Raw genomic sequence first — 23,933 nt, forward strand, 5'->3', positions numbered from 1 at the left:
GGCGTGGATCTGTCCGCCCTGCGACGCCGACTGACGGAGCGCCTTATCCCGGCAACCGACTGGCGGGCCGACGCCGGCGCCGCCCGCTCGGACTTCGATCTCAATCCCGATGCGGCGCGGCCCGAACGCTCGCTGAGGCAGGCGGCCGTGCTGGTCTCCGTGATGGCGAGGGACGAGGGGGCGACCGTGCTGCTGACCCGGCGGGCCGACACCCTGACCAGCCACACCGGTCAGATCGCCTTTCCGGGCGGACGGCTCGATCCGGGCGAGACCGCGGTGGATGCGGCGCTGAGGGAGGCGTGGGAGGAGATCGGCCTGCCGCCCGACGAGGTCGAGGTGCTGGGCCTGTCCGACGCCTATGAGAGCGGGACGGGTTTCCTGATCACGCCGGTGGTCGGCTGGATCGCAACCGCGCCGATCCTGCGGCCGTCGCCGGAAGAGGTGGCCGACGTGTTCGAGACGCCCTGGGACTTCCTGATGAACGTCGCCAACCACCGGCGGGACTCGCTGGTGCACGAGGGGATGACCCGCTGGTTCTGGGCGATGCCATGGGAGGAGCGCTACATCTGGGGCGCGACGGCGGGCATGCTGAAGGGGCTGCACGAGCGGATGTACGGCGCCGCGGCGAACAGAGAAGCGTCGTGAGCGCAACCCTGGCCGCGGCTTGGCTGACCCTGCCGGCAACGCACGCGGTCATGTCGGCGCTGGAGGCTGCCGGAGGGGTCGGCTGCGCGCGCTTTGTCGGCGGCTGCGTGCGGAATAGCCTGATGGGCCAAGACGTCGACGACATCGATATCGCGACCCGGCTGCAGCCCAAGGCGACAATGGCGGCGCTGAAGGCGCGGGGATTGAAGGCGATCCCGACCGGGATCGAACATGGAACGGTGACCGCCGTGGCGAACGGACGTCCGTTCGAAATCACCACCCTGCGGCGCGACGTGGAGACCGACGGACGGCGCGCCGTGGTGGCCTTCAGCGAAGACTGGGCGGAAGACGCGGCGCGCCGGGATTTCCGCCTGAACGCCCTCTACGCTGATGCGGTGGGGCGGGTGTTCGACCCGACCGGCGGCGGCCTGTCCGACGCGGCGGCGGGGCGGATCGTCTTTGTCGGCGAACCGGAGGCGCGCATCCGGGAGGACTATCTGCGTATCCTTCGCTTCTTTCGCTTCTTTGCCTGGTACGGCCGAGGCGAGCCGGACGCCGACGGTTTGGCGGCCTGCGCGCGTCTGGCGGAAGGGGTGGAGTGGCTGTCGGCCGAACGGGTGTCCAAGGAGCTGTTGAAGCTGCTGGCCGCCCCTGATCCGCGCGCGGCGGCGCGAGCCATGGCTAGGGCCGGGATACTCGCACGGCTGACGGACAGCGAAGCCGACCTGGATGCGTTCGACGCCCTGACGCGCCTGACACCCGACCCGCTGCTGCGGCTGTCGATGCTGTTGTCCGACGCCGAGGCGGCGACGGCGGCGGCTCGCCTGCGCCTGTCGAACGCGCAACGGGACAGGCTGGTCGCCGCAGCTGATCCTTCCGGCGAGATCAGTTCAACGATGGGGAATAAGGCGGCGCGCGCGGGCGTCTACCGCCTCGGCCGCCAGACGTTCGAGGATCGCCTGCTGAAATCCGCCGCACGGCAAGGGGGCGACCCCGCGCCCCTGCTGGAGGCGACGCGAGCCTGGACCCCGCCGGCGATGCCGGTCGGCGGGCGCGATCTTGCGGCGCGAGGCGTTGCGCCCGGGCCGGCGACAGGGCGGCTGCTGAAGGCGTTCGAACAAGGCTGGATCACCGACGATTTCCCCGACGCCGGACACGCGGCGCGCCTGGACGCGCTGGTGGCGGCGATCAGCGCAGGGCCGACCGAAACTCGGTGACCACCGGGCGGTGATCGGAGCCGGTGGGCGCGCCAAGGCCGCGCCTGACCAGCGCCAGGTCGGGCGAGCGATACACCTGGTCGATGGTCATGCCGGCGAAGGCCGGAAGGCGCGTCGGCCAGGTGCCTGGAAAGCCGGGCGCGGGGATCAGGCCGATCTGCGACTGGACCTGCCGACCGATGCGGGCGCTGGACACGCTGTTGAAGTCGCCCGCCACGATGACGGGCCCTGTCAGGCTTGCGCGCACCTCGGCCAGCGCCATGACCTGGGTGATCTGGCCCCACTGATACTGATACGGCCAAGGGCGCGTCAGGTGAACGGCGACCAGGTTCAGCGGCCCGAGCGGACTGTCGATCACCGCGCCGATGGCGTGAAGACCGTCCGGCTTGTCTTCGATGGTGCGCAGGATCGGCCATCGGGAGGCGATCACCGTGCGCGCGGCGCCGGTCGGCCGATCGACGCGCGGAGTGGAGATCCGGTGCGGATAAGCGGCCAGCAACTGATCGATCTGCGCCGCGGGCGCATCGCCCAGCTCCACCAGGATCACCATGTCCGCCTGCGCGGCCTGGATGGAGCGGGCGATGTCCTCGACCTGCTCATTCCACGCCCAAAGGTTCGCCGAATACAGCCGAATGGTCGCGCTCTGAGGATCGGCCCGGCCGCGCGGCGGCGCCCATTGCGGCCAGGCGGCCAGGAGCAGCAGCAGGGCGGCTCCAGCGCCGATCAATGCGGCCGGCCAGAGCCGAAGAACCAGGCAGACGAGGACCATGATCGCCACGGCCGCCAGCGCGGGGGCGGTGAACTGGGCCAGAATGTCCACCCAGCGATGCCCGATGCGGCTCAGCGCCGCCAAGCCGATCGCGCCGAAACCGACAAAGGCGGCGCCCGCCAGCAAATTGGCCGCAAGCCTGAGCATAGATGGCCTCGACCTCGATAGGGGTGAACGCAGGAAGCGATGACGCGTTAAGGCGACGCTTGAGGAACGACGCATGGCCAGACGCAGTCTGCAGGATATCGAAAAGATCTGGTCTGATGTCGAGGGCGTCAAGAAGCTGTCGGACCGCGCCATCTCGATCGGACCCTTCGGCGTCGGCATGGACGCCCTGCTGACCTGGATTCCGGTGGCGGGCACGCTGTACACCGTCGGGACCGGCGGATGGCTGATCGTTCAGGCGCTGAGGATCGGCGCTTCGCGTTCCACCCTGGCCAAGATGGCGGCCTATATGGGAGTGGACACCGCCACGGGCTCGGTGCCGCTGTTCGGGGACATCGTGGACACCTTCTTCCCGGGCCAACTGCTGGCGGCCAAGGCGCTGCAAAAGGAGATCGAGAGCACCCACTGGGTCGAAGACAGCGAGGCCAACGCCCGCGCGACCGGCGATCACGAGCGACATCAGGAGACCGTCCGTCTCGATCCGGCCCTGCGACGGATCGTCTATCTGCATGATTGACTTGACGCACATGCGCGGGCGCCCGCAATTCCCACTTTGGCTGAAACAGGGGCCTGGATGAGCGCGACGTTGACCCGCGACGAACTGGCGGACGCCTTGGGACGGGCCGGCGAGGGCGACCGCGCGGCGTTCAGAATCGTCTATGAGGCCACCTCGGCGAAACTGTTGGGCGTTTGCCTCCGTATCTTGGCTGATCGTCAGTTGGCCGAGGACGTGTTGCAGGACATCTATCTCACAGTGTGGCGCAAGGCGGATCGGTTCGATCCCGCAAGGGCAAGCCCGATTACCTGGCTGGCGACCATCGCCCGCAATCGCGCGATCGATCGGCTGAGGGCTATGGGCGGCGATCGCCGCGCCGTGCCGGTGGATGCAGCGACCCACGTGCCGGACGCGGCGCCACTGGCGTCTACGCAGGTCGAGCGGAGCGAAGACGCCGCGCGGCTGAACGCCTGCATGGACGACCTGGACGACCGCACGCGGCGCGTGATCCGCACAGCCTTCTTTGAAGGCGCGACCTATGAGGTGCTGGCCGAGCGCGAGGCGGCCCCGCTCGGGACGATGAAGAGCTGGATTCGCCGTGGGCTGATGCGGCTGCGGGACTGTCTGGACCGATGACCGACGCCGTGGACATCGATGGCGGCGATCTGCTGGCGGCGGAACTGGCGCTGCGGGTACTGGACCGCGAGGCCGAGGCGGCGGCGCGCGCGCGTCAGGAGGCTGATCCGGCCTTCGCCGCGGAGGTCGAGGCGTGGAACGTGCGTTTCGCCGGCCTGTTTGGCGAAATCGCGCCGGTGCAGCCGTCGACCGCGCTCTGGGCGCGGATCGAGGCTGGCCTGGTCGCGCCGGCAAACGACAATCGCAGGCTGGTGTTCTGGCGGCGCTGGGCCGTGGCGTCCACGGGCCTCCTGGCCGCCAGCATCGCGGCCTTTGCGGTGATGCTGACTCGCCCTGAGCCGGTCGTTTCGCCGCCCGTTGCGCCGCCTGCCGCGCCCGAAGCCGTGCAGGCGCCCGAGATCGCGCGCATCGCGACCCTGTCGACCCCAGGGGGGCAGGCGTTCGCAACCGTCGTCTACGACAGCGCCACAGAGACGGTCTACCTGGCGCCGTTGCGCTCGGCGCAGCAGGATGCGCGCGTGCCGCACCTGTGGCTGATGCTGCCGGACGGCGGGGTCCAGCTGGTGGGCGCGATCAACGGCCAGCAGCCGTCGCGCCAACTGGTCGCGCCGGACCTGTCGGCGCAGATCGGCCAGGTGGCTCAACTCGCCATCTCCATGGAGGCGCCCGGCCATACGCCTGCGCCAAACAAGCCGGATGGTCCCGTGGTCGCCTCGGGCGACATCCAGACGCTCTGACGCACATTTCTCGCATCCGCGCGGAGCCATGCCTCGTAGCTAGGAATCGACAGGGCTCTCGCGCGCATTTGACCTCACTCGGTGCGTGCGGCGCCTGACAGCCGGGTCCTGTCACGCGGGGAGGCCGACCTAGCCCTTCCACCTGGTCTCCCCGCGCTTCCCCTCTGCACGGTTCAGGCGCCACGCCTGCGCAGTTCGACCCGCCAATCCCGGTAAATTCCCGCCTTTGCGGGCGTTGGTGCCCTATCGGCTCGCCGGGGTTCGAGGCTGACCCAGACTGATCTCCGACATCAACGGAGATCACGCGTGAAAGACGATATCAGCGCCCGCATGGGCCCACCCCGCCTGTCGGCGAGCGACGGCGACGATGGCGACCTGCGCCTTGCAGGCATGATGGTCGGCGGGCAGGGCCGCCCATGATCGCCGACGAGGATTTCGCCCTCCTGGACGAGGACGCCTGGGAGGCTCCCGACCACCTGACCGAGGACGACTGCTGGGCCGTCACGGGCTTCGCCTCGCCGCGCGACCGCCATGACGAGGAGGACGGCCGATGACCGCCGTGCCCGAGGCGCAATGGCTGTGGCGCCGCCTGTATGTGTTCGTCGCCAGCTTTGGCCTGTGGCGGCTGCTGGATCGGCTGGTCGAGCGCGCGGGACCCGAGCAGATGGCGGAGATCGCGCACGGGCTGATGACGCTGCTGGCGCTGATGCTGGTGCTTTATCTGGTGGCGCCCACGGCGCAGCAACTGGTGGCCCTCTCGGCCAACCTGCGGCTCCGGCTTGCGCAGGGAGGAGGGGCATGAGCTTTCGTCTCTCTCTTCGTTCGCGCCAGCGCCTGAAGGGCGTCCATTCCGATCTGATCGCCGTGGTCGAGGGCGCCATCGGCCGCTCCGACATCGACTTTATGGTGACGGAGGGACTGCGGACCGCCGCGCGCCAGGCGCAGCTGGTCAAGGCCGGGGCCAGCCGCACACTGAACTCGCGGCACCTGACCGGCCATGCGGTGGATATCGCCGCCCTGGTCGATGGGCAGGTGCGCTGGGACTGGCCGCTGTATCCGCGCATCGCCAAGACCTTCAAGGCGGCGGCTCTCGAGCTTGGCGTGTCGCTGATCTGGGGAGGCGACTGGCCGCGCCTGCGCGACGGCCCGCATTTCGAACTCAGTCGAAAGGACTATCCATGAAGGCCGGGCTGAGGATGCTGACGCCGCTCGGATGGCTGGCCTTGGCTATTGGCGGGATCCTGGTTGTTGCGGTGCTGGCGGGCGGGCTCGGTTTTAGGTGGGACCCGCTGGGGCTGGACCGGAGGCGACTCGACACAGCCCAGGCGCAGGCGGCGGCGGGTCGCGCAGCAGAGACGGCGCGACGCCTCGAGCAGCAAGGCGAAGCCACCCAGCAGCGCCGCTTGGACATCTTCAACGACACCACGACCCAGGCGGCGCGCGCGACCGCGACCGCCGTCACTCAGGCCCGGAGCGCCGACGATGCACACACGCCCCTTGATCCCGATCGCCTTCGCCGTCTGCGCGAGCATGACCGCGAGCTGTGCCGCCTCGCCCCCGATGTCGATGGCTGCGCCGCGCCTGGTCCTGCCTGAGGCGGCAAGCCGGCCGTGCGACATGGCCGTGGTGCCCGACGCCGCCACCCTTGCCGATCTCGAGACCGCCTATGTTCAGCGAGGCGAGCAACTGGTGCGGTGCGACGGCGCACGGCGACTGGCGGTCGAGACGCTGCTGGCCGAACGATCCATGATGGACGCCTGGTCAGCCGAGACGAACAAGCCCTCCCGTCGGTGGCGGCCAAGATCGGACGGACACTGACGCGTGTTGAGGTCGGCAAGATCTGCCGGGCGGCGGCGCCTTTTGCCGAGCGTCGCCGAAACTTGCCGAGCGGTCAGTCATCACCATTGTTGAAAAGGCGAAGGTTTCCGTACCGGCGACATGGCGCGCCGCTTGAAACGGTCGGCGCGAGCATAAGGCTCGGGGCGTCAGAACGGCGCCATTGATCCAGAAGGATGACTACCGATGGCTAACAGCATCAACACCAACTATGGCGCTTCCGTTGCGCTGCAGAACCTGAACGCGACCAATCGCGCTCTGGAAACCACCCAAGGCCGCATCAACACCGGCAAGGCGATCACCAGCGCCAAGGACAATGGCGCGATCTGGTCGATCGCTCAATCGCAGACGGTTCAGATGAACTCGCTGGATGCGGTGAAGCAATCGCTTCAACGCGGTCAGTCGACCATCGACGTCGCGATGTCGGCCGGCGAGACGGTCAAGGACGTCCTGGGCCAGATGAAGAGCCTGGTTCTGGCGGCTTCGGATCCCAGCGCCGACAAGGCCAGCCTGGACGCGTACGAGGAGGACTTCAAGAACCTCGCCAAGCAGATTACGACGACCATTCAGGGCGCCAACTTCAACGGCGTCAACATGATCGCCAACCTGGACGCCAACGGCGTCGTGGTGAACAAGTCGGACGCCGCGACCCAGACCGCCACCGGCAAGTCGCTGAAGGCTCTGGCCAGCGCCGATGGCAAGAACGCCATTGAAGTGACCGGCCTGAACTTCGGCCTGTACACGGCCGATGGCCGCACCGGCACGGTTGCGGGCACCGCGACTGTCGCGGGCGCCGCCGGCAGCGCCACCAACGCCGGCGCTTCGGGCGTCAAGGTCGCTTCGGACTCCTTCACGGCGGCTCGCACCGCGGCGAAGGTCCACTCCGACGCAGGCCTCGGCACCGCCGCGAACGAAACGGCCCGCACGGCGGAATGGTCGAACCTGATGAAGCAGGTCGACGACTCGATCACTTACGTGACGAGCTCGCTGACCAAGCTGGGCACCGGCTCGAAGGCGCTGGACAACCAGCTGACCTTCACCTCCAAGCTGCAGGACACCCTGGAAACGGGGATCGGCAACCTGGTGGACGCCGACCTGGCCAAGGAAAGCGCCAAGCTGACGGCCCTGCAAACCAAGCAACAGCTGGGCGTGCAGGCTCTGTCGATCGCGAACTCGTCGAGCTCGGTTCTGCTCAGCCTGTTCCGCTAAGGCCTTTGAGGGGGAGGCGGGTTCGCCCGTCTCCCTCTTCTTCCCAATCTCTCAAGGGGGCGCGGCCTGGTCGCGCGGAGGATGATGTCAGATCATGTCGCTCCAGTACCCAGCGTAACGCCCGCAAACATCCCGGCTTCTCCCGTTCAGGCAATCTCGCCTGCCGCATCCGCCTCGGCCGACGCCGCGCGCTATCGCCTGGTGATCGAGGCGGCGAACGACGGCTTTGTCTACAAGACCGTGGATCGTCAGACCGGAGAGGTGGTGCGCCAGTGGCCTCGCGAAGAGGTGCAAAAGCTGGCCGACGATCCGACCTATCGCCAGGGCCGCATCATCGTCGCCGACGTCTGATCGGACCAACGCTGACGCCGATGGTTTCCTCGCGTTAACCATCTGCACATATTTCGTGGTTAACGGTCGCCCTACGAAGCTAGGGGCCGGACCATGACCAACAGCGTGAACACCAACCGCTCGGCGCTCGTCGCACTGCAGAACCTCAACGCCACCAATCGGCAGTTGGACGACACGCAGAGCCGCGTGAACACTGGCAAGGTGATCAACAGCGCCAAGGACAACGGCGCCCTGTGGGCCGTGGCCCAGAACCAGACCAACCAGATGAACGCGCTGGAACCGGTGAAGCAGTCGCTTCAGCGGGGGCAATCGACCATCGACGTCGCCATGGCGGCGGGCGATACGGTCAAGGATCTGCTCAGCCAGATGCGCAACCTGGTGCTCGCGGCCTCCGATCCCAGCGCCGACAAGGCCAGCCTCGACGCCTATGAGGAAGACTTCAAGAACCTGGCGACGCAGATCAACACCACGATCCAGGGCGCCAGCTTCAACGGCGTCAACATGATCGCCAACCTGGACGCCAACGGCGCGCTTGTCGGCAAGTCGACGGTGGCCACCGAGACCGCCACGGGCAAGTCGCTGAAGGCGCTGGCCAGCGCCGACGGCAAGACCACCATCAACGTCGCCGGCGTCAACTTCGGCCTGTACACCACTCAGAAGGACGCGGGCACGACCACGACGGCCGGCACGGTGACGGGGGCGGGCGCCGCCGGCTCGGCCAGCAATGGCGCGGCCACGGGCATCAAGGTCGCCTCCGATTCGTTCACAGTCCGTCGCGCCTCGGCGAAGGTCCACAGCGACGATGCGGTGACCACGCCCGCGAACGCCGTGGCCGACGAAACGGCGCGCGCCGGTGAATGGTCGGCGCTGATGAAGCAGGTCGACGACTCCATCAACTACGTCACCAGCACGCTGACCAAGCTGGGCACCGGCTCGAAGTCGCTGGACAACCAGCTGCTGTTCACCAGCAAGCTGGCCGACAGTCTGGAAACCGGCATCGGCAATCTGGTGGATGCGGACCTGGCCAAGGAAAGCGCGCGTCTGACCGCGCTGCAGACCAAGCAGCAGCTGGGCGTGCAGGCGCTGTCGATCGCAAACGCTGCGCCGCAGACGATCCTGTCGCTGTTCCAGAACTAAGCCCAACGCTTAAGCTGTTGTTAGAGGTCGTCCCCTAGCGTCGCCGCAGGAGCCGCCCGATGATCAGCAACAGCTATGTTCTGGGCCTGTTCGGCGTTTCGACCAGCGCCGGCGCCTCCGTGTCCACGGCCGTCCTCGCGGCGGCCGCCAAGCGGCAGCCGACCGCGCCCTGGTCCACGACGGTGGTCAAGACCGAGCAGAGCGAACTGGTGCGCGAGGCCCTGCGCTCGCGCAGCCTGATCTCCGAATCCGAAGTCGATCTGGACGTCAAAGGCGCCTCGTCCGACTACAGCAAGCTGTTCGCCCTCTATAAGGGCCTGACCAGCCTGTCGGCGCTGGCTACGCGCGCCGGCGAGGCGGGGGTGACTTCCACCGAACTGGCCCAGCTCAGAAAGCGGTTCGCCTCCGGGCTGGCCGAAGCCTCCGCCTACGTCGGCGCGGCCTCCATGAAGGAGGTGCGGCTGGTGCAGGGGCTGTCGGCCACCTCCAGCAAGACTACCGCAGGCGTGGAAAAGGCCAACGCCGTCTATCAGGGCGCGCCGATCCACAAGGGCTCGGCCAGCGAGCCGGTGAAGGCGTTCGAGGGCGACGTGCGCTTCACCCTGTCGCTGAAGACGGTCGGCGGGTTGAAGACGCTGGACATCGACCTGGCCAATCTTGGCGACAAGCCGCGCACGATGGATGCGGTGATCGGCCATATCAACGCCAGGCTGGCCGAAACCGGCGTGGCCACCCGTCTCGCCAAGCAGCAGATCAAGGCCGAGCCGCGTACGATCGCGGCCGGATCGCAGACCATCACCTTGCCGGCCGGGCCGGATCAATGGGCGCTGAAGATCAACGGCGTGATCGGCGAAACCCTGACCCTGTCGGCCCCCGAGACCAGCGACGCCGTCTATGTGGTGCAAAAGGCCGGCGCCGGCGGGACGCAGCAGGTCGTCAAATTCCAGGCGGACGGCGGAACGGCCGACCCGGCGCAGGCCGGCGTCAACTCCACCTTCTGGGTGGAAGGGCAGTCGGGCCGGACCGACCTGCCCGAAGGCGTCACGGCCGTGCGCGCCAGCGCCACGGCGCCGGACGGCTCGATCTGGATGGTGGCGGACCTCGATCAGGGCCTGGGCGCCCAGCCGATCAAGGGACAGAGCGATGTCGCCCTGCTGAAGGTCGACAAGGCCGGCAAGGTGATCTCCAGCCAGGTGCTGGGCGCCGCCAGCCAGGCCAACGGCTACGCCCTGTCTGTGGCGCCGGATGGTCGGGTGGCCGTCGCCGGATCGGTGATCGGCGCGCTGGACGACGGCAAGAGCGGCGATGCGGCCGGCGTGGCCGACAGCTTCGTCACCGTGTTCGATGCGAGCGGCAAGGAACAATGGACCCAACGTCGCGGCGCGCGTGCAGCAGACGAGGCGACGGCGGTCTCGTTCGGCGCCGACGGCGTGGTCTATGTCGCCGGGCGCGCCAAGTCGGCGATGAGCGGGGCCTCGGCCATCGGCGGCTGGGACGGCTATGTGCAGGCCTATTCGTCGAGACAGGCCAATGCTCTGGCGCCGGTCACCGCCACCAACATCGCCACGCGCCAGTTCGGCTCCACAGGCGACGACTCGGTCCAGGCGATAACCGTCAGCGGTTCCGACCTCTACACGGCCGGGGTCGAGAACGGACGCGCGGTGGTGCGCCGTTTCACGCTGGACGAGGCGGGTCGTCCGACGCTGGCCTCCATGCGCGATCTCGGACAGATGCGCGGCGAGATCGCGGGGCTCGCGGTCGAGACCGGTCGCCTGATCGTCGCCGGCGCCACGACCAACCCTGCACTGGATGCGGGCACGATCACCAAGGCGGCGTCCGGCGGCTCGGACGCCTTTGTCGCCAGCCTGTCGACGGACCTCCAGGCCGCGAGCACGGACCGGCTGACCTACTACGGCGGGGCCGGCGACGACACGGCCGCCGACGTGAAGATCACGAACGGCAAGGTCTGGATCACGGGCGTCGCTGACCGCGCCGCGACCGCAAAGACGACCGATCCGACTCGCGCCTATCTGGCCCGGATCGACCCGGACACCGGTACGATCGAATACAGTCGGACCTGGCGGGGCGAGGGTGATCAGGCGACGCCCAGCGCCTTGGCCGTGGTGGCCGATGGCGCCAGCGTGCTGGACCGCCTTGGCCTTCCCAGCGGCCAGATCGCCCAGTCCGATCCCAAATACCTGACCCTGGCGACGTCGCTGCGTGTGGGAGACCAGTTCTCGGTCGCCCGCGGCGACGGGCGGGGTCGCGCAACGACCCTCACCATCACCGCCAAGGACACGCTGGAAACCCTGGCCCGGCGCATCGAGACGGCGGCGGGGCGTCAGGTCAAGGTCGCGGTCACCACCGACAGCACGGTGACCCCGCCGGTGCAGCGCCTGTCGATCACCGGCCTTGCGGACAAGGGCGGTGCGATCATCACCTCGGGACCGGCGGGCAAGGACGCGCTCGCAGGCCTGGGTCTCAAGGCCGGCTATGTCGGCTTGAAGGATTTGGACGACAAGGATGCGATCGAAACCTTTGGTCTCAACCTGCCGAACACCTTGAGCCTGGATGACGAGGCGGCGGTGAAGTCGGCGTCCGACGCCATCCTCGCGGCCCTGTCCTCGATCCGTTCGGCCTATCGCTCGCTGGCGCCGCAAAGCGCCACGGCCCCGACCAGCATCGCGACGGGCAGCAGCGCCGGCGCCGCCTACTGGAACAGCAAGGCCTCGGCCTATCAGGCGGCGCTCAGCCGGCTGACAGCGTAACGGCCGAGCCGCCCCTTTTCGTTTGACGGCGCAGCCTTGGCCGGGGTTATTGAGCCCCATGGCGAGCCCCAACGACAACCGCATCATTATCGCCATCGGCGCCGGCCTTGTGATCATCGCCGCCATCGTGCTGGCGCTGGTGTTCAGCGGCGGGGGAGACCAGACGCCGGAAGCGCCGCCGGCCTCTCGCGGCGGCCTGACGGTGGACCTGGCCGAGGCGCCGAGCCTGGAGCCGACGCGCGAACTTCGGTGTTTCGTCGACGGCCAGTTCGTGGGCATGGCCACCTTGGCCGACTGCGCCCAGCGCAACGGCCTGGCCACCGACGCTCTCGATGTGGGGCTGGATGCGACCGGCGCGCTGGCGGCGGCGCCCACGGCGGCCTTTGCGCCTCCGCCGGAGCTGCCCAGCGTCGAGATCGACGAGATGGAGCCTGCGCCCATCGAGGAAAACCCCATCCGTCCATCCAATCCTCAGCCCCAGGCGCAGCCCGCCTCGGCCGGTCAGCAGTGCCTGCGTCACACGGGTTCGGATTGGCGCCAGATCTCGTCGGGCATGAGCCTGAACGCCTGTGTCCAGGCGCTGTATTCGGGCATGTGCGTGCGGCCGGGCGACGCGCAGTACGGCCGCTGGGGCGGCTCAACCCTGCGGTTGGTGCCGGGCCGGGTCGAACAATCCGGAGACAACGTCCGGTTCCGCACCCTGGCCGAACAGGACCGCAACTGTCAGTTCCCGAGCCTGTAAGGACCCATGCGCGCGCTTCTTCTCGCTTCCCTGCTGCTTTCGGCTCCGCTGGCCCTGTCCGCCTGCGCCAGCTCGAACGAGCCCGACTTCGAGCCGGGCGTCTGCTACCACGTCAATCAGGAGACGGGGGCCGAGCTGGCCTACAACATCCTGGTGCGCGACCAGCCGCAGATCGAATACTGCGCGGCGCGGCTGGAGGAGATGCGGGTGCAGTTCCTGCGCATGGGCGGCTCCAAGCAGGACATCACCGGCGCCTATCAGGGCCGCTACATCTTCATCAACCGCGAGGGCGTCAGCTTCGCCCAGTCGCTGAACGGCGCCCGCTTCTTCGCCCTGGCGCGGACCGGCGACGGACGGCTGGCGATCCCCGGCGCGATCCAACGCGGCATCGACGGCGCGCCGGTCGCGGTGGCCGCGCCGCCGGCGCCTCAGTGATCCACATCTGAATGGACGTTCACATTCTGTTCTCGTTGAGCTAGGCTCTCCGAACCCTCATCGACCACGACCCTGATCGCCCCTCGGCGGCGAACGACGAAAAGGAAGAAAGCCATGGCCGGCAGCGTCAACAAGGTCATCCTCATCGGCAATCTCGGGCGCGACCCCGAAATTCGTTCCATGCCTAACGGCGATCGCATCGCCAATCTTTCGATCGCCACCTCCGAGACCTGGCGCGACAAGTCCTCGGGCGAGCGCAAGGAAAAGACCGAGTGGCACCGCGTCGTCGTCTTCAACGACAACATCGTCAAGGTGGTCGAGAACTACGTAAAGAAGGGCTCGACCGTCTACATCGAAGGCGCGCTGCAGACGCGCAAATGGACCGATCAGCAGGGCGTCGAGAAATACTCCACCGAGATCGTCGTCAGCCGGTTCAAGGGCGAACTGACCATGCTGGGCGGACGCGGTGAAGGCTCAGGCCAGGGTGGCGGTTATGGCGGCGGTCGCGGCAACGACGACGACTATTCGTCCGGCTTCTCCACCGGCGGCGCCAACAAGCCGTCCGGACCGCGCGAGAGCTACGACCTGAACGACGACATTCCATTCTGAGGCGTGGAAACCTCGGGTCACGCGAAGTGAGCCGACCCGCCGGCCGCGCCGTGGCATAGCAGGGGAATGACCGCCCCTGATCCCGCCACGTTCAAGCCCCACGCCCTGACGCGGCTGGAGATCGGCGCGATCTTGGCGATCATCGTGGTGTGGGGCGTCAACAATGCGGCGGGCAAGCTGGCGACAGAAAGCCTGCCGCCGCTGCTGGTCGGCGCCCTGCGGTTCGCCATCGCGACCGTCTGCCTTGTCGGCTTCGTTCGGCCCCCGTTTCCCGACTGGAAGAGCCTGCTGCTGATCGTGCTGGTGGGCGGCGCCCTGCAGTACGGCCTGCTGTATGTGGCCTATTGGCTGGCGCAGGACGTGACGCCGGTCACGGTCGCCAACCAGCTCTGGATCCCGCTGACCAGCCTGTTCGCCTTTCTGCTGCTTGGCGAGCGGCTCAGTCGCGCCGCGGCGGCCGGCATGGCCGTGGCCTTTGGCGGCGTGGCCTGGATGACGCTGGATGCGCATGCTCTGGAGGACTGGCGGGCCATCCTGGTGGCGATCGCGGCGGGCGCGGCCTGGGCTCTGACCACGGTGGTGGCCAGACGGACCACCTCCATTCCGCCGCTGAAGATGCAGGGCTTGCTGGCCGCCGCCACCCTGCCGATCATGGCCTTTGGCTCGGCCGTGTTCGAGCACGGCCAATGGGAGGCGATGCGAGGCGCGACGCCGCTGGTCTGGCTGTCGCTGCTTTGGGCCGGAATCGTGTCCTCGGTCCTGGCGACGACCCTGCTGTTCTGGCTGGTGCAGCGGCGCGAGGCCGGACGCGTCACGCCCTATCTGCTGGCCACGCCCGTGGTGTCCATCCTGATCGGCTGGGGCCTGATGGGCGACATCCTGACGTCCCAGATCCTGATCGGCGCGGCCGTGGCGATGAGCGGCGTCGCCATCGTCGCCCTGGCCGAGCGCGGCTTGCGGGCCGGCGCGGCCAAGGCCTGACGAGAGAGCCTACCGAGCGGCCTGGAACACGCCGCAGGCGATGCGATCGCCCGCGCCGCCGATCGGCTGGCTGACGTGGTCGTCGCGGTTGACGTGCACCAGGAACGACAGGCCGTCGCTGTCCAGCAGATCCTGCGGCTGCATGTTCAGGCCGGCCGCCGCCAGATAGACCTCGGCGTTGGCCGTGCCGTCCGCGTGGGCGTAGACGTTCTGAAGATCGCCGAGGTCGGGACCGCCGTTGGCGTTCAGCAGGCCGTGCGGCCGCGCCTGGTCGGCATGGTTCACGTGGCCGCCGGCCGAGGTGAACTTGGGTCCCTCGCAGGTTCCGACCGCGTGCAGGTGGACGCCGTGCCATCCTTCAGGCCAGCCCTTGCCTTCGACCTTGAACACCACGCCCAGCGGTCCGTGGTAGGCCGTGACCATGCCCGCGTCGCCGCCGTCCGCCGTCTTCAGCATGGCGCTGCCAACCGGCTGGGGCGCGGGCGCGGGGGCGGGGGCCGGCGTCTGCGCCAGGGCTGAACCGGCGACGGTCGAGGCGAGGGCGGCGAGAAGAAGCGTGCGCATGGGGATGTCCTTGTACTGACGGCCTGTCGGGCGGCTGTCGATTTGGCGTCCGGGGTGTCGGATGCTAGAAACCGCAGCAGCGGATCACGTTCCGATTCCGGCGAATAGAGCCACGCTTCCTTGACCGACGACAGCTACACAAACGCCGCACCCCCGGCCGGGCCGGGCGGCGCCTCGGGCGACATTTCGACCATCACCATCGAGGACGAACTGAAGCGTTCGTACCTCGACTACGCCATGAGCGTGATCGTCAGTCGGGCCCTGCCGGACGCGCGCGACGGGCTGAAGCCGGTGCATCGGCGCATCCTGTATTCGATGCACGACCTGAACATGACGCCGGATCGGTCGTATTCGAAGTGCGCCCGCGTGGTCGGCGACGTGCTGGGCCGGTTCCACCCGCATGGCGATGCGTCGGTCTACATGGCGCTGGTTCGCATGGCGCAGCCCTTCTCGATGGGGCTGATGCTGGTCGACGGCCAGGGCAACTTCGGTTCGGTCGACGGCGATATGCCGGCCTCCATGCGCTACACCGAAGCGCGCATGGCGCCGGCTGCGGTCGCGCTGCTGGCTGACATCGACAAGGACACCGTCGATTTCCAGCCGAACTACGACGAAAAGGAGCTGGAGCCGGTCGTCCTGCCCAGCCGCATCCCGAACCTGCTGGTCAACGGCGCGGGCGGCATCGCGGTCGGCATGGCCACCAACATTCCGCCGCATAATCTGGGCGAGATCATCGACGCGGCGGTCGCCCTGCTGGACGATCCGAACATCTCGGACGACGCCATCCTGGACATCGTGCCGGGGCCGGACTTTCCGACCGGCGGCGAGATCATGGGGCGTACCGCGCCGCGCAATGCGCTGAGGGACGGTCGCGGCTCGGTGGTGGTGCGCGGCCGCGCCTCCATCGAGGAGATCCGCAAGGACCGCGAGGCGATCATCGTCACCGAACTGCCCTTCCAGGTGAACAAGCAGACCCTGATCGAACGCATCGCCGAGATGGTCCGCGAAAAGCGCCTGGAAGGCATCGCCGACGTCCGCGACGAGTCCGACCGCCAGGGCATGCGCATGGTGATCGAGCTGAAGCGCGACGCCTCGGGCGACGTGATCCTGAACCAGCTGTATCGCTGGACGGCGCTGCAAAGCTCGTTCGGCGTCAACATGCTGGCGCTGAACCACGGCCGGCCCGAGCAGATGGGCCTGCGTCAGCTGCTGGAGGTCTTCCTCGACTTCCGCGAAGAGGTGGTGGTCCGCCGCGTCAAGTTCGAGCTGAACAAGGCGCGCGACCGGGGCCACGTGCTGGTCGGCCTGGCCGTCGCCGTCGCCAACATCGACGAGGTGATCCACATCATCCGCTCCTCCGCCGATCCGGCCGAGGCGCGCGAGCGGCTGCAGGCCAAGCCCTGGCCGGTCGGCGACATGATGGCGCTGGTCGAACTGATCGCCGACCCCCGCACGGTGATCGTCGAGGGCGACAAGATCCGGCTGACGGACGAGCAGGCGCGCGCCATCCTGGCGCTGACGCTGGCGCGCCTGACCGGTCTCGGCCGCGACGACATCTTTGGCGAGGCGCGGGGTCTGGCCGACACCATCCAGGGCCACCTGACCATCCTGTCGGATCGCAAGAACGTCCTGGCGATCATCCGCGATGACCTGATCGCGGTGAAGGACCAGTTCGCGGTCCCCCGCCGGACCCTGATCGGCGAAGGCGACGCCGAGATGGAGGACGAAGACCTGATCCCGCGCGAGGACATGGTCGTCACCGTCACCCACGGCGGCTACGTCAAGCGCGTCGCCCTGAACGCCTATCGGACCCAGCACCGTGGCGGCAAGGGCAAGTCCGGCATGTCGATGAAGGACGAGGACGCCATCACCGGCGTGTTCAGCGCCTCGACCCACACGCCGGTGCTGTTCTTCGCCACCAACGGCAAGGCCTACAAGCTGAAGGTGTGGCGCCTGCCGCTGGGCAATCCGCAATCGCGCGGCAAGGCGTTCGTCAATCTGCTGCCGATCGAGCCGGGCGACAGCATCATGAACGTCCTGCCCCTGCCGGAGAACGAGGCGGACTGGGGGAACTACGACATCATGTTCGCCACCCGCTCGGGCGATGTGCGACGCAACAAGCTGAGCGACTTCGCAACGGTCAACCGTGCCGGCAAGATGGCGATGAAGCTGGAAAACAACGACCACATGGTGGGCGTGGGCCTGTGCACCGCCGAGGACGACATCCTGCTGACCACGCGCAACGGGCGGGCGATCCGCTTCAAGGCGGACGACGTGCGGGTGTTCAAGGGCCGCGACTCGACCGGCGTGCGCGGCATCCGCCTGAACGGCGACGACCAGGTCATCTCCATGGCCGTGCTGGGCCGGGTCAATGCAACGCCGGACGAGCGCGCCGCCTATCTGAAGCTGGCGGTCGCCAACCGTCGCGCCACCGGCGAAAGCATCGAGGATGCGGCGCCCGAGGCCATCGAGGAGGAGGTCGGCGACGACGCCAATGCCGATGCGCCGATCTCGCCCGACCGCTTCGCGGAACTGGGCGCGGCCGAGCAGTTCATCCTGTCGGTCACCGACACCGGCTTCGGCAAGCGATCCTCGGCCTATGAGTATCGCCGCACCGGCCGGGGCGGGCAGGGGCTGACGGCTCACGGTCTGGGCGGTCGCGCCGGCACGCGTCTGGCCGCCGCCTTCCCGGTTGAGGAAAGCGACGACCTGCTGATGGTCACCTCGGGTGGCCAGATGATCCGCACGCGCGTCGGACAGGTGCGCGTGGCCGGACGCGCCGCCCAGGGCGTGACCATCTTCCGCACAAGCGGGGATGAGCGCGTGGTCTCGGTCGAGCGTCTGCCCGAAAGCGGCGACGACGCTGTCTCGGACGCATCGCCGGATGTCGAGGAGGGCGGCGAGGGCTGACGCCTCGTCGCGCAAGCCCATGGCCGAGATCCTGATCGACGGGGCGCCGGCCTTGGCCGACGATCTGGCCTATCTGGCCCTGGTCAACTACGGCGCCTACACCTCCTTCGCCGTCGAGGGCGGGGCGGTCCGCGGGCTGGACCTGCATCTGGATCGGCTGGCGCGTTCGGCCGAGGCGCTGTTCGGGCAAGCGCCGGACGAGGAGGAACTGCGCCGCCTGATGCGGCGCGCCGTCGAAGGGCGCACCGCCGCCTGGCTGCGCGTCAGCCTGTTCTCGCCGGAGGTCTGGCCGCGATCGCCGTCATGGTCGGGCCGGCCTCGCGTCCTGACAATGACGGCGGACCCGGTCGCGCCGCTTGCCGCATCGGTCCGGCTGACGGTCCAACCCTACGAGCGCGAGGCGCCCGAGTTGAAGCACACCGCGATCTTCGGCCTGATCCGCGCGCGTCGCGCCGCCCGTGTGGCTGGGTTCGACGACGCCCTGTTCACGGACGCGGCCGGCCGCATCTCCGAAGGCAGCCTGTGGAACGTAGGCTTCATCTCGGGCGATCGTATCGTCTGGCCTCAGGCGGCGATGCTGTGCGGCGTGACCCAGGCGCTGATCGAGCGCGGCCTGCAATCCGCGGGCCTGCCTTGTGAAACCCGGCCCATCGCGGCGCAGGACATCGCCGGTTTCGACGCCGCCTTTCTCTGCAACAGCGCGACGCCGGTCTGCCCCATCGCCGCCATCGACGGCAAGCGGTTCGACGCTGACCCTCTGCTGATGGATCCTATCCGCGCCTGCTGGACCGCCCAGCCGCCGCAGCCGATCTGATGCGGGCTCGCCGCTAGGCCTCGGCTTTCCCACCTGCTAAACGCCCATGGACGTCGCGCCGGACAGGCTGGGGGAGAGACGCCGCAGATGCGCATCGGGCTGTATCCGGGCACCTTTGATCCGGTCACCAACGGGCATACCGACATCATCGCGCGCGCGGCCAAGCTGGTGGACCGCGTCGTCATCGGCGTGGCCAAGAACGACGACAAGGGACCGCTGTTCTCGACCGACGAACGGGTGGAGATGCTGCGCGAGGCCGTGTCGCACATCCCCGGCGAGATCGTGGTGCAGCCGTTCTCGACCCTGTTGATGCATTTCGCCGAAGAACTGCACGCCAACGTCATCATCCGGGGCCTGCGCGCGGTCGCGGACTTCGAGTACGAGTTCCAGATGACGGCCATGAACCAGCGCCTCAATCAGGACATCGAGACCGTGTTCCTGATGGCCGATCCGCGGCACCAGGCGATCGCCTCGCGGCTGGTGAAGGAAATCGCACGTCTGGACGGCGCGATCGACAGCTTCGTCAGCCCGGCCGTCGCCGCGCGGGTGCGCTCCAAGGTCAAGAACGGGAAGTAAGGGTATGCGTCTTTCGGTGATGGCGGCGGCAGCCGTGCTTGTGGCGGCGACCGGCGTGTCGGGGGCGTTCGCGCAGTCTCCGGCTCAAGCCCAGGCGGCGTCGGACTGGCGCACGGTTTCGCCCGAGAACCTCATGGTCATCGACACGGCCAAGGGACGCATCCTGGTCGAGCTGTCGCCGCTCGCTGCGCCGAACCACGTGGAGCGCGTCCGCACCCTGGCCAATCAGGGCTTCTATGACGGGCTGAAGTTCCACCGCGTGATCCCGAACTTCATGGCCCAGACGGGCGATCCGCAGGGCACCGGCGAGGGCGGCAGCGACCTGCCGGACCTGAAGGGCGAGTTCACTTTCCGCCGAGGCCGCGACGCCGGCTTCATGCCTGTGCCGAACGCGGGCGCAGGCCTGGTCGGGCTGGTCGGTACCCTGCCGGTCCAGACCCAACCGGACGCCCAGATGATGATCACCGCCGACTTCAAGGTCGACGCCCACGGCCTGTTCTGCCCCGGCGTGTTCGGCATGGCGCGCTCGTCCTCGCCCGACAGCGCCAACAGCCAATTCTATCTGATGACCGGTCGGAACGACGGGTTGAACGGGATCTACACCGCCTTCGGCCGCATCGTCTCGGGTCTGGACGTGGTGCGCGCGCTGAAGCCCGGCGCCGAAAGCCAGGACGGCGCGGTGATCGATCCGGACGTGATGACGCGCGCACGCATGGCTTCGACGATGCCTGCGGGCGAGGCGCCGACGGTGCGCGTGCAGGACCCGCGCGGGCCGGCCTTCGCCCAGACGCTGGCCGAGGCGCGCGCCGCCAAGGGCTCAGCCTTCAACATCTGCGACGTCCAGCCGGCGGCGGAGGTTTCCGGCGCCTGATCTGCAGGCAAGAAGAGGGGGGGGACCATGCGTATCCAGATGGCGGCGGCGGGGGCCGTCCTGATGCTGTTCAGCGCCGCGCCGGCGTTCGCGCGTCAGGAGACGCCGCCTCCGCCCGCACCGCCTGCCGCCGAATGGCGCACGCCGGACGCCGCCGATCTCTTGGTGATCGACACCACGCGCGGCCGCATCCTGGTGGAGATGTCGCCCGAGATCGCGCCGGCGCATGTCGAGCGGATCAGGCTGCTGGCCGGCAAGGGCTTCTACGACGGCCTGGCTTGGCACCGCGTGATCGACTGGTTCATGGCCCAGACCGGCGATCCGCTGGGCACCGGCGACGGCCAGAGCTGGTATCCGGACCTGAAGGCCGAGTTCACCTTCCGGCGCGGGCCGGGTTCGGCCTTTGCCGGAGTGGCCGAGCCGGCGGGCGCGGTCGTGGGCTTCATGGGCGCCTTGCCGGTGCAGACCCAGCCCGATGCACTGATGCCGGGCACCACCGACGGCAAGGTTCACGGCTGGGGCCTCTACTGCCCCGGCGTCGCCGGCATGGCTCGCGACGAGCCGAACGACAGCGCCAACAGCCAGTTCTTTCTGATGCGCCAGGCCTATCCGTCGCTGGACAAGCGATACACCGTCTGGGGCCGGGTGATCTCGGGGCTGTCGGTGGTGCGCGCGCTGAAGGCCAGTCCCAATCCGGACGGCATCGTCAGCGAGCCGGACCGCATGACCCGGGTGCGGGTGGCGTCCGACCTGCCGCAAGCGGAGCGGCCGGCGATCCGCGTCATGGATACGCGCTCGCCCGCCTTTCGCGCCCTGGTCGATCAGGCGCGGCAGGCGAGGGGCGCCGACTTCTCGCCGTGCGACATCGAGGTTCCGGTCGAGGAGACCGCTCAGGCCGCGCCCTGAGCGGTGCGTCCGACACCGCGTCCGCGTCGCCGGCGTCGGCGGGGCGGGCGTCGGTCCTCGCGCATCCGCTGCAGCAGCAGGCCTTCGCGCAGGCCCCGGTCGGCGACGCGCACCCGCTCGCACGGCCAGGCCCGCTGCACCGCCTCCAGAATCGCAGCGCCGGCCAGCACCAGATCGGCGCGATCCGGGCCGATGCAGGCCTCCTTGGCGCGCCCGTCGGGACCCAGAGCCTTCAGCCGGTCGGCCGCCGCCTCGCAGTCCGCGCGCGTCATCCATAGACCGTCCACGCGGTCGCGATTGTAGCGGGGCAGCTTCAGGTGAATGCCGGCCAGGCTGGTGATCGCGCCCGATGTACCCACCATGTGAACCCGCTCGCCGGCGAACAGCGTCTTCAGCGCCGGATCGTCGATGCCGCCCGCCGCGATCGCCGCGCCCATGTCGGCCACCATGGCCTCGTACCAGGCCCCGCCGCCGCCGCTCGGCTCAGGATGTCGCTCAGCCAGGCTGACGACGCCCAGCGGCGCCGACATCCAGGCCGCGGCGCTCCAGCCCTCGGCCTTGCGGGTCAGCCAGGACATTTCCGTCGAGCCGCCGCCCACGTCGATCACCAGCACCGCCTCGGCCGACGGATCGATCAGGTTCATGCAGCCCTCGACCGCCAGCCGCGCCTCTTCGGCCGGGTCGATGATGCGAAGAGCGAGACCGGTGCCCCGCCGTACGCGCTCGACGAAGGCCTCGCCGTTCTCGGCGGCGCGGCAGGCCTGGGTGGCGACGGCGGACAGGCGGCCGGCGTCCACGCCTTTGCGCGCAATGCGCTCGGCGCACAGGGCCAAGGCGTCATAGGCCCGGTCCATGGCCCGTTCATCCAGCCGGCCGGTGCGCGTCAGACCTTCGCCCAGCCGCACGATGCGGCTGAAGCTGTCCACGACGCGAAAGCCGCCGTCGCGCGCCGGCCTGGCGATCAGCAGGCGGCAGTTGTTGGTCCCGAGGTCGAGCGCGCCATACAGCGGCGCCTCCCGACCCGATGCTTCCCGGCCGCCCGACCGACCGGTCGGGGAGGAAGCGGGGGACCGCTCGTCGCGCCCTGCTGGCGCGCCGCGGGTCTCCGGCATGGCCGTGTCGTCCTTTGGGCGGTCCAAAGCGGCGCCCGTTCCCCAAGACTCTAGCCCGCCGGTTCGCTCCGCGCCAAGCCAATCTGTCACGAAGATGAACGGCGGCGTTGGCGTCCTGCTCAGGATCGGGGTCGTACCTTCCGGGCATGGCTCAGTTCCGCAACGCCCGTTTTCACATCGGTCAGATCGTTCGGCACTATGACGGCGCCTTCCAGGGCGCGGTTCTGGATGTTGATCCGGTCTATGACGGCTCCGTTCAGCAGGAGGGCCTGATCGCGCCGGATCAGCCCTTCTACCGCGTCTATGCGATCGGCGAGAACGGCGGCTTCGTCGCCTATGCAGCCGAGGCGGCGTTGCGCGACGCCTCGCACGCCCTGACTCTGTCCGAGGCGGATCAGCGCCGCTGGTTCAGCGTCGATGCCGCCGGCCATCACGCGCCGATGGATCAGCCCATCCACTCACCGGTGGCCACTGACCGACTTGGCCCATGCGGCCGGGCGGCGCTAAGGTGAGAGGACAAGGCGCGGGCAAGCGCCGCCAGCAGAGCCTCGGGAGTTCCCATGTCCGATTTCGAGCACGTGTTCGACAAGCCGCCTGAAGGCGCCGCCGCCGACTGGACCATCCCGCAGAACTGGCAGGGTTATACCGAGGTCGAGCACCAGACCTGGGACACGCTGTACGCACGACAGATGACCATCCTGCCGGGCCGCGCCTGCGACGCCTTTCTGCGGGGGCTGGACGCGCTGGACCTGAACGCCGGCGGCATTCCCGATTTCGACGTCATCAACCCGAAGCTTCAAGCCCTGACCGGCTGGAGCGTGGTGTGCGTGCCGGGCCTGGTTCCGGACGACGTCTTCTTCGACCACCTGGCCAACCGCCGCTTCGTCTCGGGCCAGTTCATCCGCAAGCCGGATCAACTGGACTACCTGCAGGAGCCGGACATCTTCCACGACGTCTTCGGCCACGTGCCGATGCTGACCGACCCCGACTTCGCCGCCTATATGGAGGCCTACGGCAAGGGCGGGCAGCGCGCGGCGTCGCTGGGCATGCTGGCGAACTTGGCCAGGCTCTACTGGTACACGGTCGAATTCGGCCTGATGCAGGAGGCGGAGGGCCTGCGCATCTACGGCGCGGGCATCGTGTCCTCGGCGACCGAAAGCGTGTTCGCGCTGGACGATCCGTCGCCGAACCGCATTGGCTTTGATCTGGAGCGGGTGATGCGCACCCTCTACCGCATCGACGACTTCCAGCAGGTCTATTTCGTCATCGACAGCCTGGAGGCGCTGAAGGCCGAGACGCTGAAGGACTTCGGGCCCGTGTACGACGCGCTGAAGGGGCAGGGCGAGATCGCCGTCGACGCCGTGCTGCCGGGCGACCGGGTCATCACGCGCGGGACCCAGAGCTATGCCGCGCGGGGCGGCCGCTTCGCCGCCTGACCTGAGCGCTT

28 protein-coding genes are annotated in these 23,933 nt (G+C 68.6%); 25 read left to right on the forward strand and 3 right to left on the reverse strand.

All coding sequences use genetic code 11. The features are described from left to right. Positions 1–3 precede the first annotated feature (3 nt). Both KY493_RS03115 and KY493_RS03120 read left to right on the forward strand, forming a co-directional pair. The gene (locus KY493_RS03115) at positions 4–645 is read left to right on the forward strand and encodes a CoA pyrophosphatase (RefSeq protein WP_219897541.1); all 642 of its coding nucleotides are present in this window, start codon (positions 4–6) and stop codon (positions 643–645) included. Continuing rightward, entirely contained in the window at positions 642–1,862 is a 1,221-nt protein-coding gene (locus tag KY493_RS03120) for a CCA tRNA nucleotidyltransferase (RefSeq protein WP_255567999.1), read from the forward strand. Before KY493_RS03115 ends, KY493_RS03120 begins: the two co-directional genes overlap by 4 nt. Here KY493_RS03120 and KY493_RS03125 read toward each other — a convergent pair. Continuing rightward, positions 1,834–2,778 carry an endonuclease/exonuclease/phosphatase family protein gene (locus tag KY493_RS03125; RefSeq protein ID WP_219897542.1) on the reverse strand — a complete coding sequence of 315 codons (945 nt, stop codon included), beginning with the start codon at positions 2,776–2,778 and terminating at the stop codon, positions 1,834–1,836. The genes KY493_RS03120 and KY493_RS03125 overlap by 29 nt on opposite strands. Positions 2,779–2,851: 73 nt before the next feature. On the opposite strand from KY493_RS03125, the gene KY493_RS03130 reads away from it, so the two are divergent. The 16 genes from KY493_RS03130 (at position 2,852) to KY493_RS03205 (ending at position 14,733) form a co-directional block, all read left to right on the forward strand. Then, positions 2,852–3,313 (forward strand): DUF4112 domain-containing protein, encoded by a 462-nt coding sequence (locus KY493_RS03130; RefSeq protein WP_219897543.1) that lies wholly within the window; start codon positions 2,852–2,854, stop codon positions 3,311–3,313. Positions 3,314–3,370: 57 nt separating this feature from the next. Further along, positions 3,371–3,928: a sigma-70 family RNA polymerase sigma factor gene (locus KY493_RS03135; RefSeq protein ID WP_219897544.1), complete on the forward strand. Its 558-nt coding sequence runs from the start codon at positions 3,371–3,373 to the stop codon at positions 3,926–3,928. Further along, entirely contained in the window at positions 3,925–4,665 is a 741-nt protein-coding gene (locus tag KY493_RS03140) for an anti-sigma factor domain-containing protein (protein ID WP_219897545.1), read from the forward strand. Before KY493_RS03135 ends, KY493_RS03140 begins: the two co-directional genes overlap by 4 nt. A gap of 416 nt (positions 4,666–5,081) precedes the next feature. Beyond that, complete coding sequence (locus KY493_RS03145) at positions 5,082–5,219, forward strand: hypothetical protein (RefSeq protein WP_219897546.1); 138 nt, start codon at positions 5,082–5,084, stop codon at positions 5,217–5,219. Beyond that, positions 5,216–5,467 carry a hypothetical protein gene (locus KY493_RS03150; RefSeq protein ID WP_219897547.1) on the forward strand — a complete coding sequence of 84 codons (252 nt, stop codon included), beginning with the start codon at positions 5,216–5,218 and terminating at the stop codon, positions 5,465–5,467. The genes KY493_RS03145 and KY493_RS03150 overlap by 4 nt, the downstream gene beginning before the upstream one ends. Beyond that, a complete protein-coding gene (locus tag KY493_RS03155) occupies positions 5,464–5,847 on the forward strand; it encodes a M15 family metallopeptidase (RefSeq protein WP_219897548.1) in 384 nt (127 codons plus the stop codon). The genes KY493_RS03150 and KY493_RS03155 overlap by 4 nt, the downstream gene beginning before the upstream one ends. After that, positions 5,844–6,260: a hypothetical protein gene (locus KY493_RS03160; RefSeq protein WP_219897549.1), complete on the forward strand. Its 417-nt coding sequence runs from the start codon at positions 5,844–5,846 to the stop codon at positions 6,258–6,260. Before KY493_RS03155 ends, KY493_RS03160 begins: the two co-directional genes overlap by 4 nt. A gap of 22 nt (positions 6,261–6,282) precedes the next feature. Next, positions 6,283–6,483 carry a hypothetical protein gene (locus KY493_RS03165; RefSeq protein ID WP_219897550.1) on the forward strand — a complete coding sequence of 67 codons (201 nt, stop codon included), beginning with the start codon at positions 6,283–6,285 and terminating at the stop codon, positions 6,481–6,483. 204 nt (positions 6,484–6,687) lie between these two features. After that, positions 6,688–7,710 (forward strand): flagellin, encoded by a 1,023-nt coding sequence (locus KY493_RS14550; RefSeq protein ID WP_219897551.1) that lies wholly within the window; start codon positions 6,688–6,690, stop codon positions 7,708–7,710. Positions 7,711–7,794: 84 nt separating this feature from the next. Then, complete coding sequence (locus KY493_RS03175) at positions 7,795–8,061, forward strand: flagellar protein FlaG (RefSeq protein WP_255568000.1); 267 nt, start codon at positions 7,795–7,797, stop codon at positions 8,059–8,061. Positions 8,062–8,154: 93 nt separating this feature from the next. Then, positions 8,155–9,198, forward strand: a complete 1,044-nt coding sequence (locus KY493_RS03180; protein ID WP_219897552.1) for a flagellin — start codon at positions 8,155–8,157, stop codon at positions 9,196–9,198. 59 nt (positions 9,199–9,257) lie between these two features. Beyond that, positions 9,258–11,966 (forward strand): transcriptional regulator, encoded by a 2,709-nt coding sequence (locus KY493_RS03185; protein ID WP_219897553.1) that lies wholly within the window; start codon positions 9,258–9,260, stop codon positions 11,964–11,966. A 58-nt stretch (positions 11,967–12,024) separates the two neighbouring features. Then, positions 12,025–12,708, forward strand: a complete 684-nt coding sequence (locus KY493_RS03190; protein ID WP_219897554.1) for a hypothetical protein — start codon at positions 12,025–12,027, stop codon at positions 12,706–12,708. A 6-nt stretch (positions 12,709–12,714) separates the two neighbouring features. Beyond that, on the forward strand, positions 12,715–13,143 hold the full coding sequence (locus KY493_RS03195; RefSeq protein WP_219897555.1) for a hypothetical protein: 429 nt from the start codon (positions 12,715–12,717) through the stop codon (positions 13,141–13,143). A gap of 114 nt (positions 13,144–13,257) precedes the next feature. After that, complete coding sequence (gene ssb, locus KY493_RS03200) at positions 13,258–13,752, forward strand: single-stranded DNA-binding protein (RefSeq protein ID WP_219897556.1); 495 nt, start codon at positions 13,258–13,260, stop codon at positions 13,750–13,752. Positions 13,753–13,818: 66 nt separating this feature from the next. Further along, positions 13,819–14,733: a DMT family transporter gene (locus KY493_RS03205; RefSeq protein WP_219897557.1), complete on the forward strand. Its 915-nt coding sequence runs from the start codon at positions 13,819–13,821 to the stop codon at positions 14,731–14,733. Positions 14,734–14,742: 9 nt separating this feature from the next. On the opposite strand, the gene KY493_RS03210 is transcribed toward KY493_RS03205, so the two are convergent. Further along, complete coding sequence (locus KY493_RS03210) at positions 14,743–15,297, reverse strand: superoxide dismutase family protein (protein ID WP_219897558.1); 555 nt, start codon at positions 15,295–15,297, stop codon at positions 14,743–14,745. Between the two features lie 120 nt (positions 15,298–15,417). Here KY493_RS03210 and gyrA point away from each other — a divergent pair, with 120 nt between their 5' ends. The 5 genes from gyrA to KY493_RS03235 all read left to right on the forward strand — a co-directional run bounded on the left by gyrA (position 15,418) and on the right by KY493_RS03235 (position 21,374). Continuing rightward, on the forward strand, positions 15,418–18,207 hold the full coding sequence (gene gyrA / locus KY493_RS03215; protein WP_219897559.1) for a DNA gyrase subunit A: 2,790 nt from the start codon (positions 15,418–15,420) through the stop codon (positions 18,205–18,207). 19 nt (positions 18,208–18,226) lie between these two features. Beyond that, a complete protein-coding gene (locus tag KY493_RS03220; RefSeq protein ID WP_219897560.1) occupies positions 18,227–19,021 on the forward strand; it encodes an aminotransferase class IV in 795 nt (264 codons plus the stop codon). Between the two features lie 87 nt (positions 19,022–19,108). Continuing rightward, entirely contained in the window at positions 19,109–19,597 is a 489-nt protein-coding gene (coaD, locus tag KY493_RS03225; RefSeq protein WP_219897561.1) for a pantetheine-phosphate adenylyltransferase, read from the forward strand. 4 nt (positions 19,598–19,601) lie between these two features. Next, positions 19,602–20,468, forward strand: coding sequence for a peptidylprolyl isomerase (locus tag KY493_RS03230; RefSeq protein ID WP_219897562.1), 867 nt, complete (start codon positions 19,602–19,604; stop codon positions 20,466–20,468). Positions 20,469–20,495: 27 nt separating this feature from the next. Next, positions 20,496–21,374 carry a peptidylprolyl isomerase gene (locus KY493_RS03235; RefSeq protein ID WP_219897563.1) on the forward strand — a complete coding sequence of 293 codons (879 nt, stop codon included), beginning with the start codon at positions 20,496–20,498 and terminating at the stop codon, positions 21,372–21,374. Here KY493_RS03235 and KY493_RS03240 read toward each other — a convergent pair. Then, on the reverse strand, positions 21,359–22,486 hold the full coding sequence (locus KY493_RS03240) for a Ppx/GppA phosphatase family protein (RefSeq protein ID WP_219897564.1): 1,128 nt from the start codon (positions 22,484–22,486) through the stop codon (positions 21,359–21,361). The two genes, KY493_RS03235 and KY493_RS03240, sit on opposite strands and share 16 nt — an antisense overlap. 146 nt (positions 22,487–22,632) lie before the next feature. On the opposite strand from KY493_RS03240, the gene hspQ reads away from it, so the two are divergent. Both hspQ and phhA read left to right on the forward strand, forming a co-directional pair. Next, positions 22,633–22,998: a heat shock protein HspQ gene (gene hspQ, locus KY493_RS03245; RefSeq protein ID WP_219897565.1), complete on the forward strand. Its 366-nt coding sequence runs from the start codon at positions 22,633–22,635 to the stop codon at positions 22,996–22,998. A gap of 48 nt (positions 22,999–23,046) precedes the next feature. Next, positions 23,047–23,922 (forward strand): phenylalanine 4-monooxygenase, encoded by an 876-nt coding sequence (gene phhA, locus KY493_RS03250; RefSeq protein ID WP_219897566.1) that lies wholly within the window; start codon positions 23,047–23,049, stop codon positions 23,920–23,922. Positions 23,923–23,933 lie beyond the last annotated feature (11 nt).

It is taken from the genome of Brevundimonas sp. PAMC22021 (assembly GCF_019443405.1).
In the GTDB taxonomy this organism is placed as follows: Bacteria; Pseudomonadota; Alphaproteobacteria; order Caulobacterales; family Caulobacteraceae; genus Brevundimonas.

Excerpts from the sequence above, each read along its gene's own strand:
- KY493_RS03205 (WP_219897557.1), top strand. The coding sequence starts at position 13,819 with ATGACCGCCCCTGATCCCGCCACGTTCAAGCCCCACGCCCTGACGCGG.
- coaD (WP_219897561.1), top strand. The coding sequence starts at position 19,109 with ATGCGCATCGGGCTGTATCCGGGCACCTTTGATCCGGTCACCAACGGG.
- phhA (WP_219897566.1), top strand. The coding sequence starts at position 23,047 with ATGTCCGATTTCGAGCACGTGTTCGACAAGCCGCCTGAAGGCGCCGCC.
- KY493_RS03210 (WP_219897558.1), bottom strand. The coding sequence starts at position 15,297 with ATGCGCACGCTTCTTCTCGCCGCCCTCGCCTCGACCGTCGCCGGTTCA.
- KY493_RS03185 (WP_219897553.1), top strand. The coding sequence starts at position 9,258 with ATGATCAGCAACAGCTATGTTCTGGGCCTGTTCGGCGTTTCGACCAGC.
- KY493_RS03235 (WP_219897563.1), top strand. The coding sequence starts at position 20,496 with ATGCGTATCCAGATGGCGGCGGCGGGGGCCGTCCTGATGCTGTTCAGC.
- KY493_RS03150 (WP_219897547.1), top strand. The coding sequence starts at position 5,216 with ATGACCGCCGTGCCCGAGGCGCAATGGCTGTGGCGCCGCCTGTATGTG.
- KY493_RS03230 (WP_219897562.1), top strand. The coding sequence starts at position 19,602 with ATGCGTCTTTCGGTGATGGCGGCGGCAGCCGTGCTTGTGGCGGCGACC.
- KY493_RS03140 (WP_219897545.1), top strand. The coding sequence starts at position 3,925 with ATGACCGACGCCGTGGACATCGATGGCGGCGATCTGCTGGCGGCGGAA.
- KY493_RS03135 (WP_219897544.1), top strand. The coding sequence starts at position 3,371 with ATGAGCGCGACGTTGACCCGCGACGAACTGGCGGACGCCTTGGGACGG.
- KY493_RS03130 (WP_219897543.1), top strand. The coding sequence starts at position 2,852 with ATGGCCAGACGCAGTCTGCAGGATATCGAAAAGATCTGGTCTGATGTC.
- KY493_RS03125 (WP_219897542.1), bottom strand. The coding sequence starts at position 2,778 with ATGCTCAGGCTTGCGGCCAATTTGCTGGCGGGCGCCGCCTTTGTCGGT.
- KY493_RS03165 (WP_219897550.1), top strand. The coding sequence starts at position 6,283 with ATGGCCGTGGTGCCCGACGCCGCCACCCTTGCCGATCTCGAGACCGCC.
- KY493_RS03190 (WP_219897554.1), top strand. The coding sequence starts at position 12,025 with ATGGCGAGCCCCAACGACAACCGCATCATTATCGCCATCGGCGCCGGC.
- ssb (WP_219897556.1), top strand. The coding sequence starts at position 13,258 with ATGGCCGGCAGCGTCAACAAGGTCATCCTCATCGGCAATCTCGGGCGC.
- KY493_RS03155 (WP_219897548.1), top strand. The coding sequence starts at position 5,464 with ATGAGCTTTCGTCTCTCTCTTCGTTCGCGCCAGCGCCTGAAGGGCGTC.
- KY493_RS03240 (WP_219897564.1), bottom strand. The coding sequence starts at position 22,486 with ATGCCGGAGACCCGCGGCGCGCCAGCAGGGCGCGACGAGCGGTCCCCC.
- KY493_RS03180 (WP_219897552.1), top strand. The coding sequence starts at position 8,155 with ATGACCAACAGCGTGAACACCAACCGCTCGGCGCTCGTCGCACTGCAG.
- KY493_RS03220 (WP_219897560.1), top strand. The coding sequence starts at position 18,227 with ATGGCCGAGATCCTGATCGACGGGGCGCCGGCCTTGGCCGACGATCTG.
- hspQ (WP_219897565.1), top strand. The coding sequence starts at position 22,633 with ATGGCTCAGTTCCGCAACGCCCGTTTTCACATCGGTCAGATCGTTCGG.
- KY493_RS14550 (WP_219897551.1), top strand. The coding sequence starts at position 6,688 with ATGGCTAACAGCATCAACACCAACTATGGCGCTTCCGTTGCGCTGCAG.
- KY493_RS03160 (WP_219897549.1), top strand. The coding sequence starts at position 5,844 with ATGAAGGCCGGGCTGAGGATGCTGACGCCGCTCGGATGGCTGGCCTTG.
- KY493_RS03175 (WP_255568000.1), top strand. The coding sequence starts at position 7,795 with ATGTCAGATCATGTCGCTCCAGTACCCAGCGTAACGCCCGCAAACATC.
- KY493_RS03145 (WP_219897546.1), top strand. The coding sequence starts at position 5,082 with ATGATCGCCGACGAGGATTTCGCCCTCCTGGACGAGGACGCCTGGGAG.
- KY493_RS03195 (WP_219897555.1), top strand. The coding sequence starts at position 12,715 with ATGCGCGCGCTTCTTCTCGCTTCCCTGCTGCTTTCGGCTCCGCTGGCC.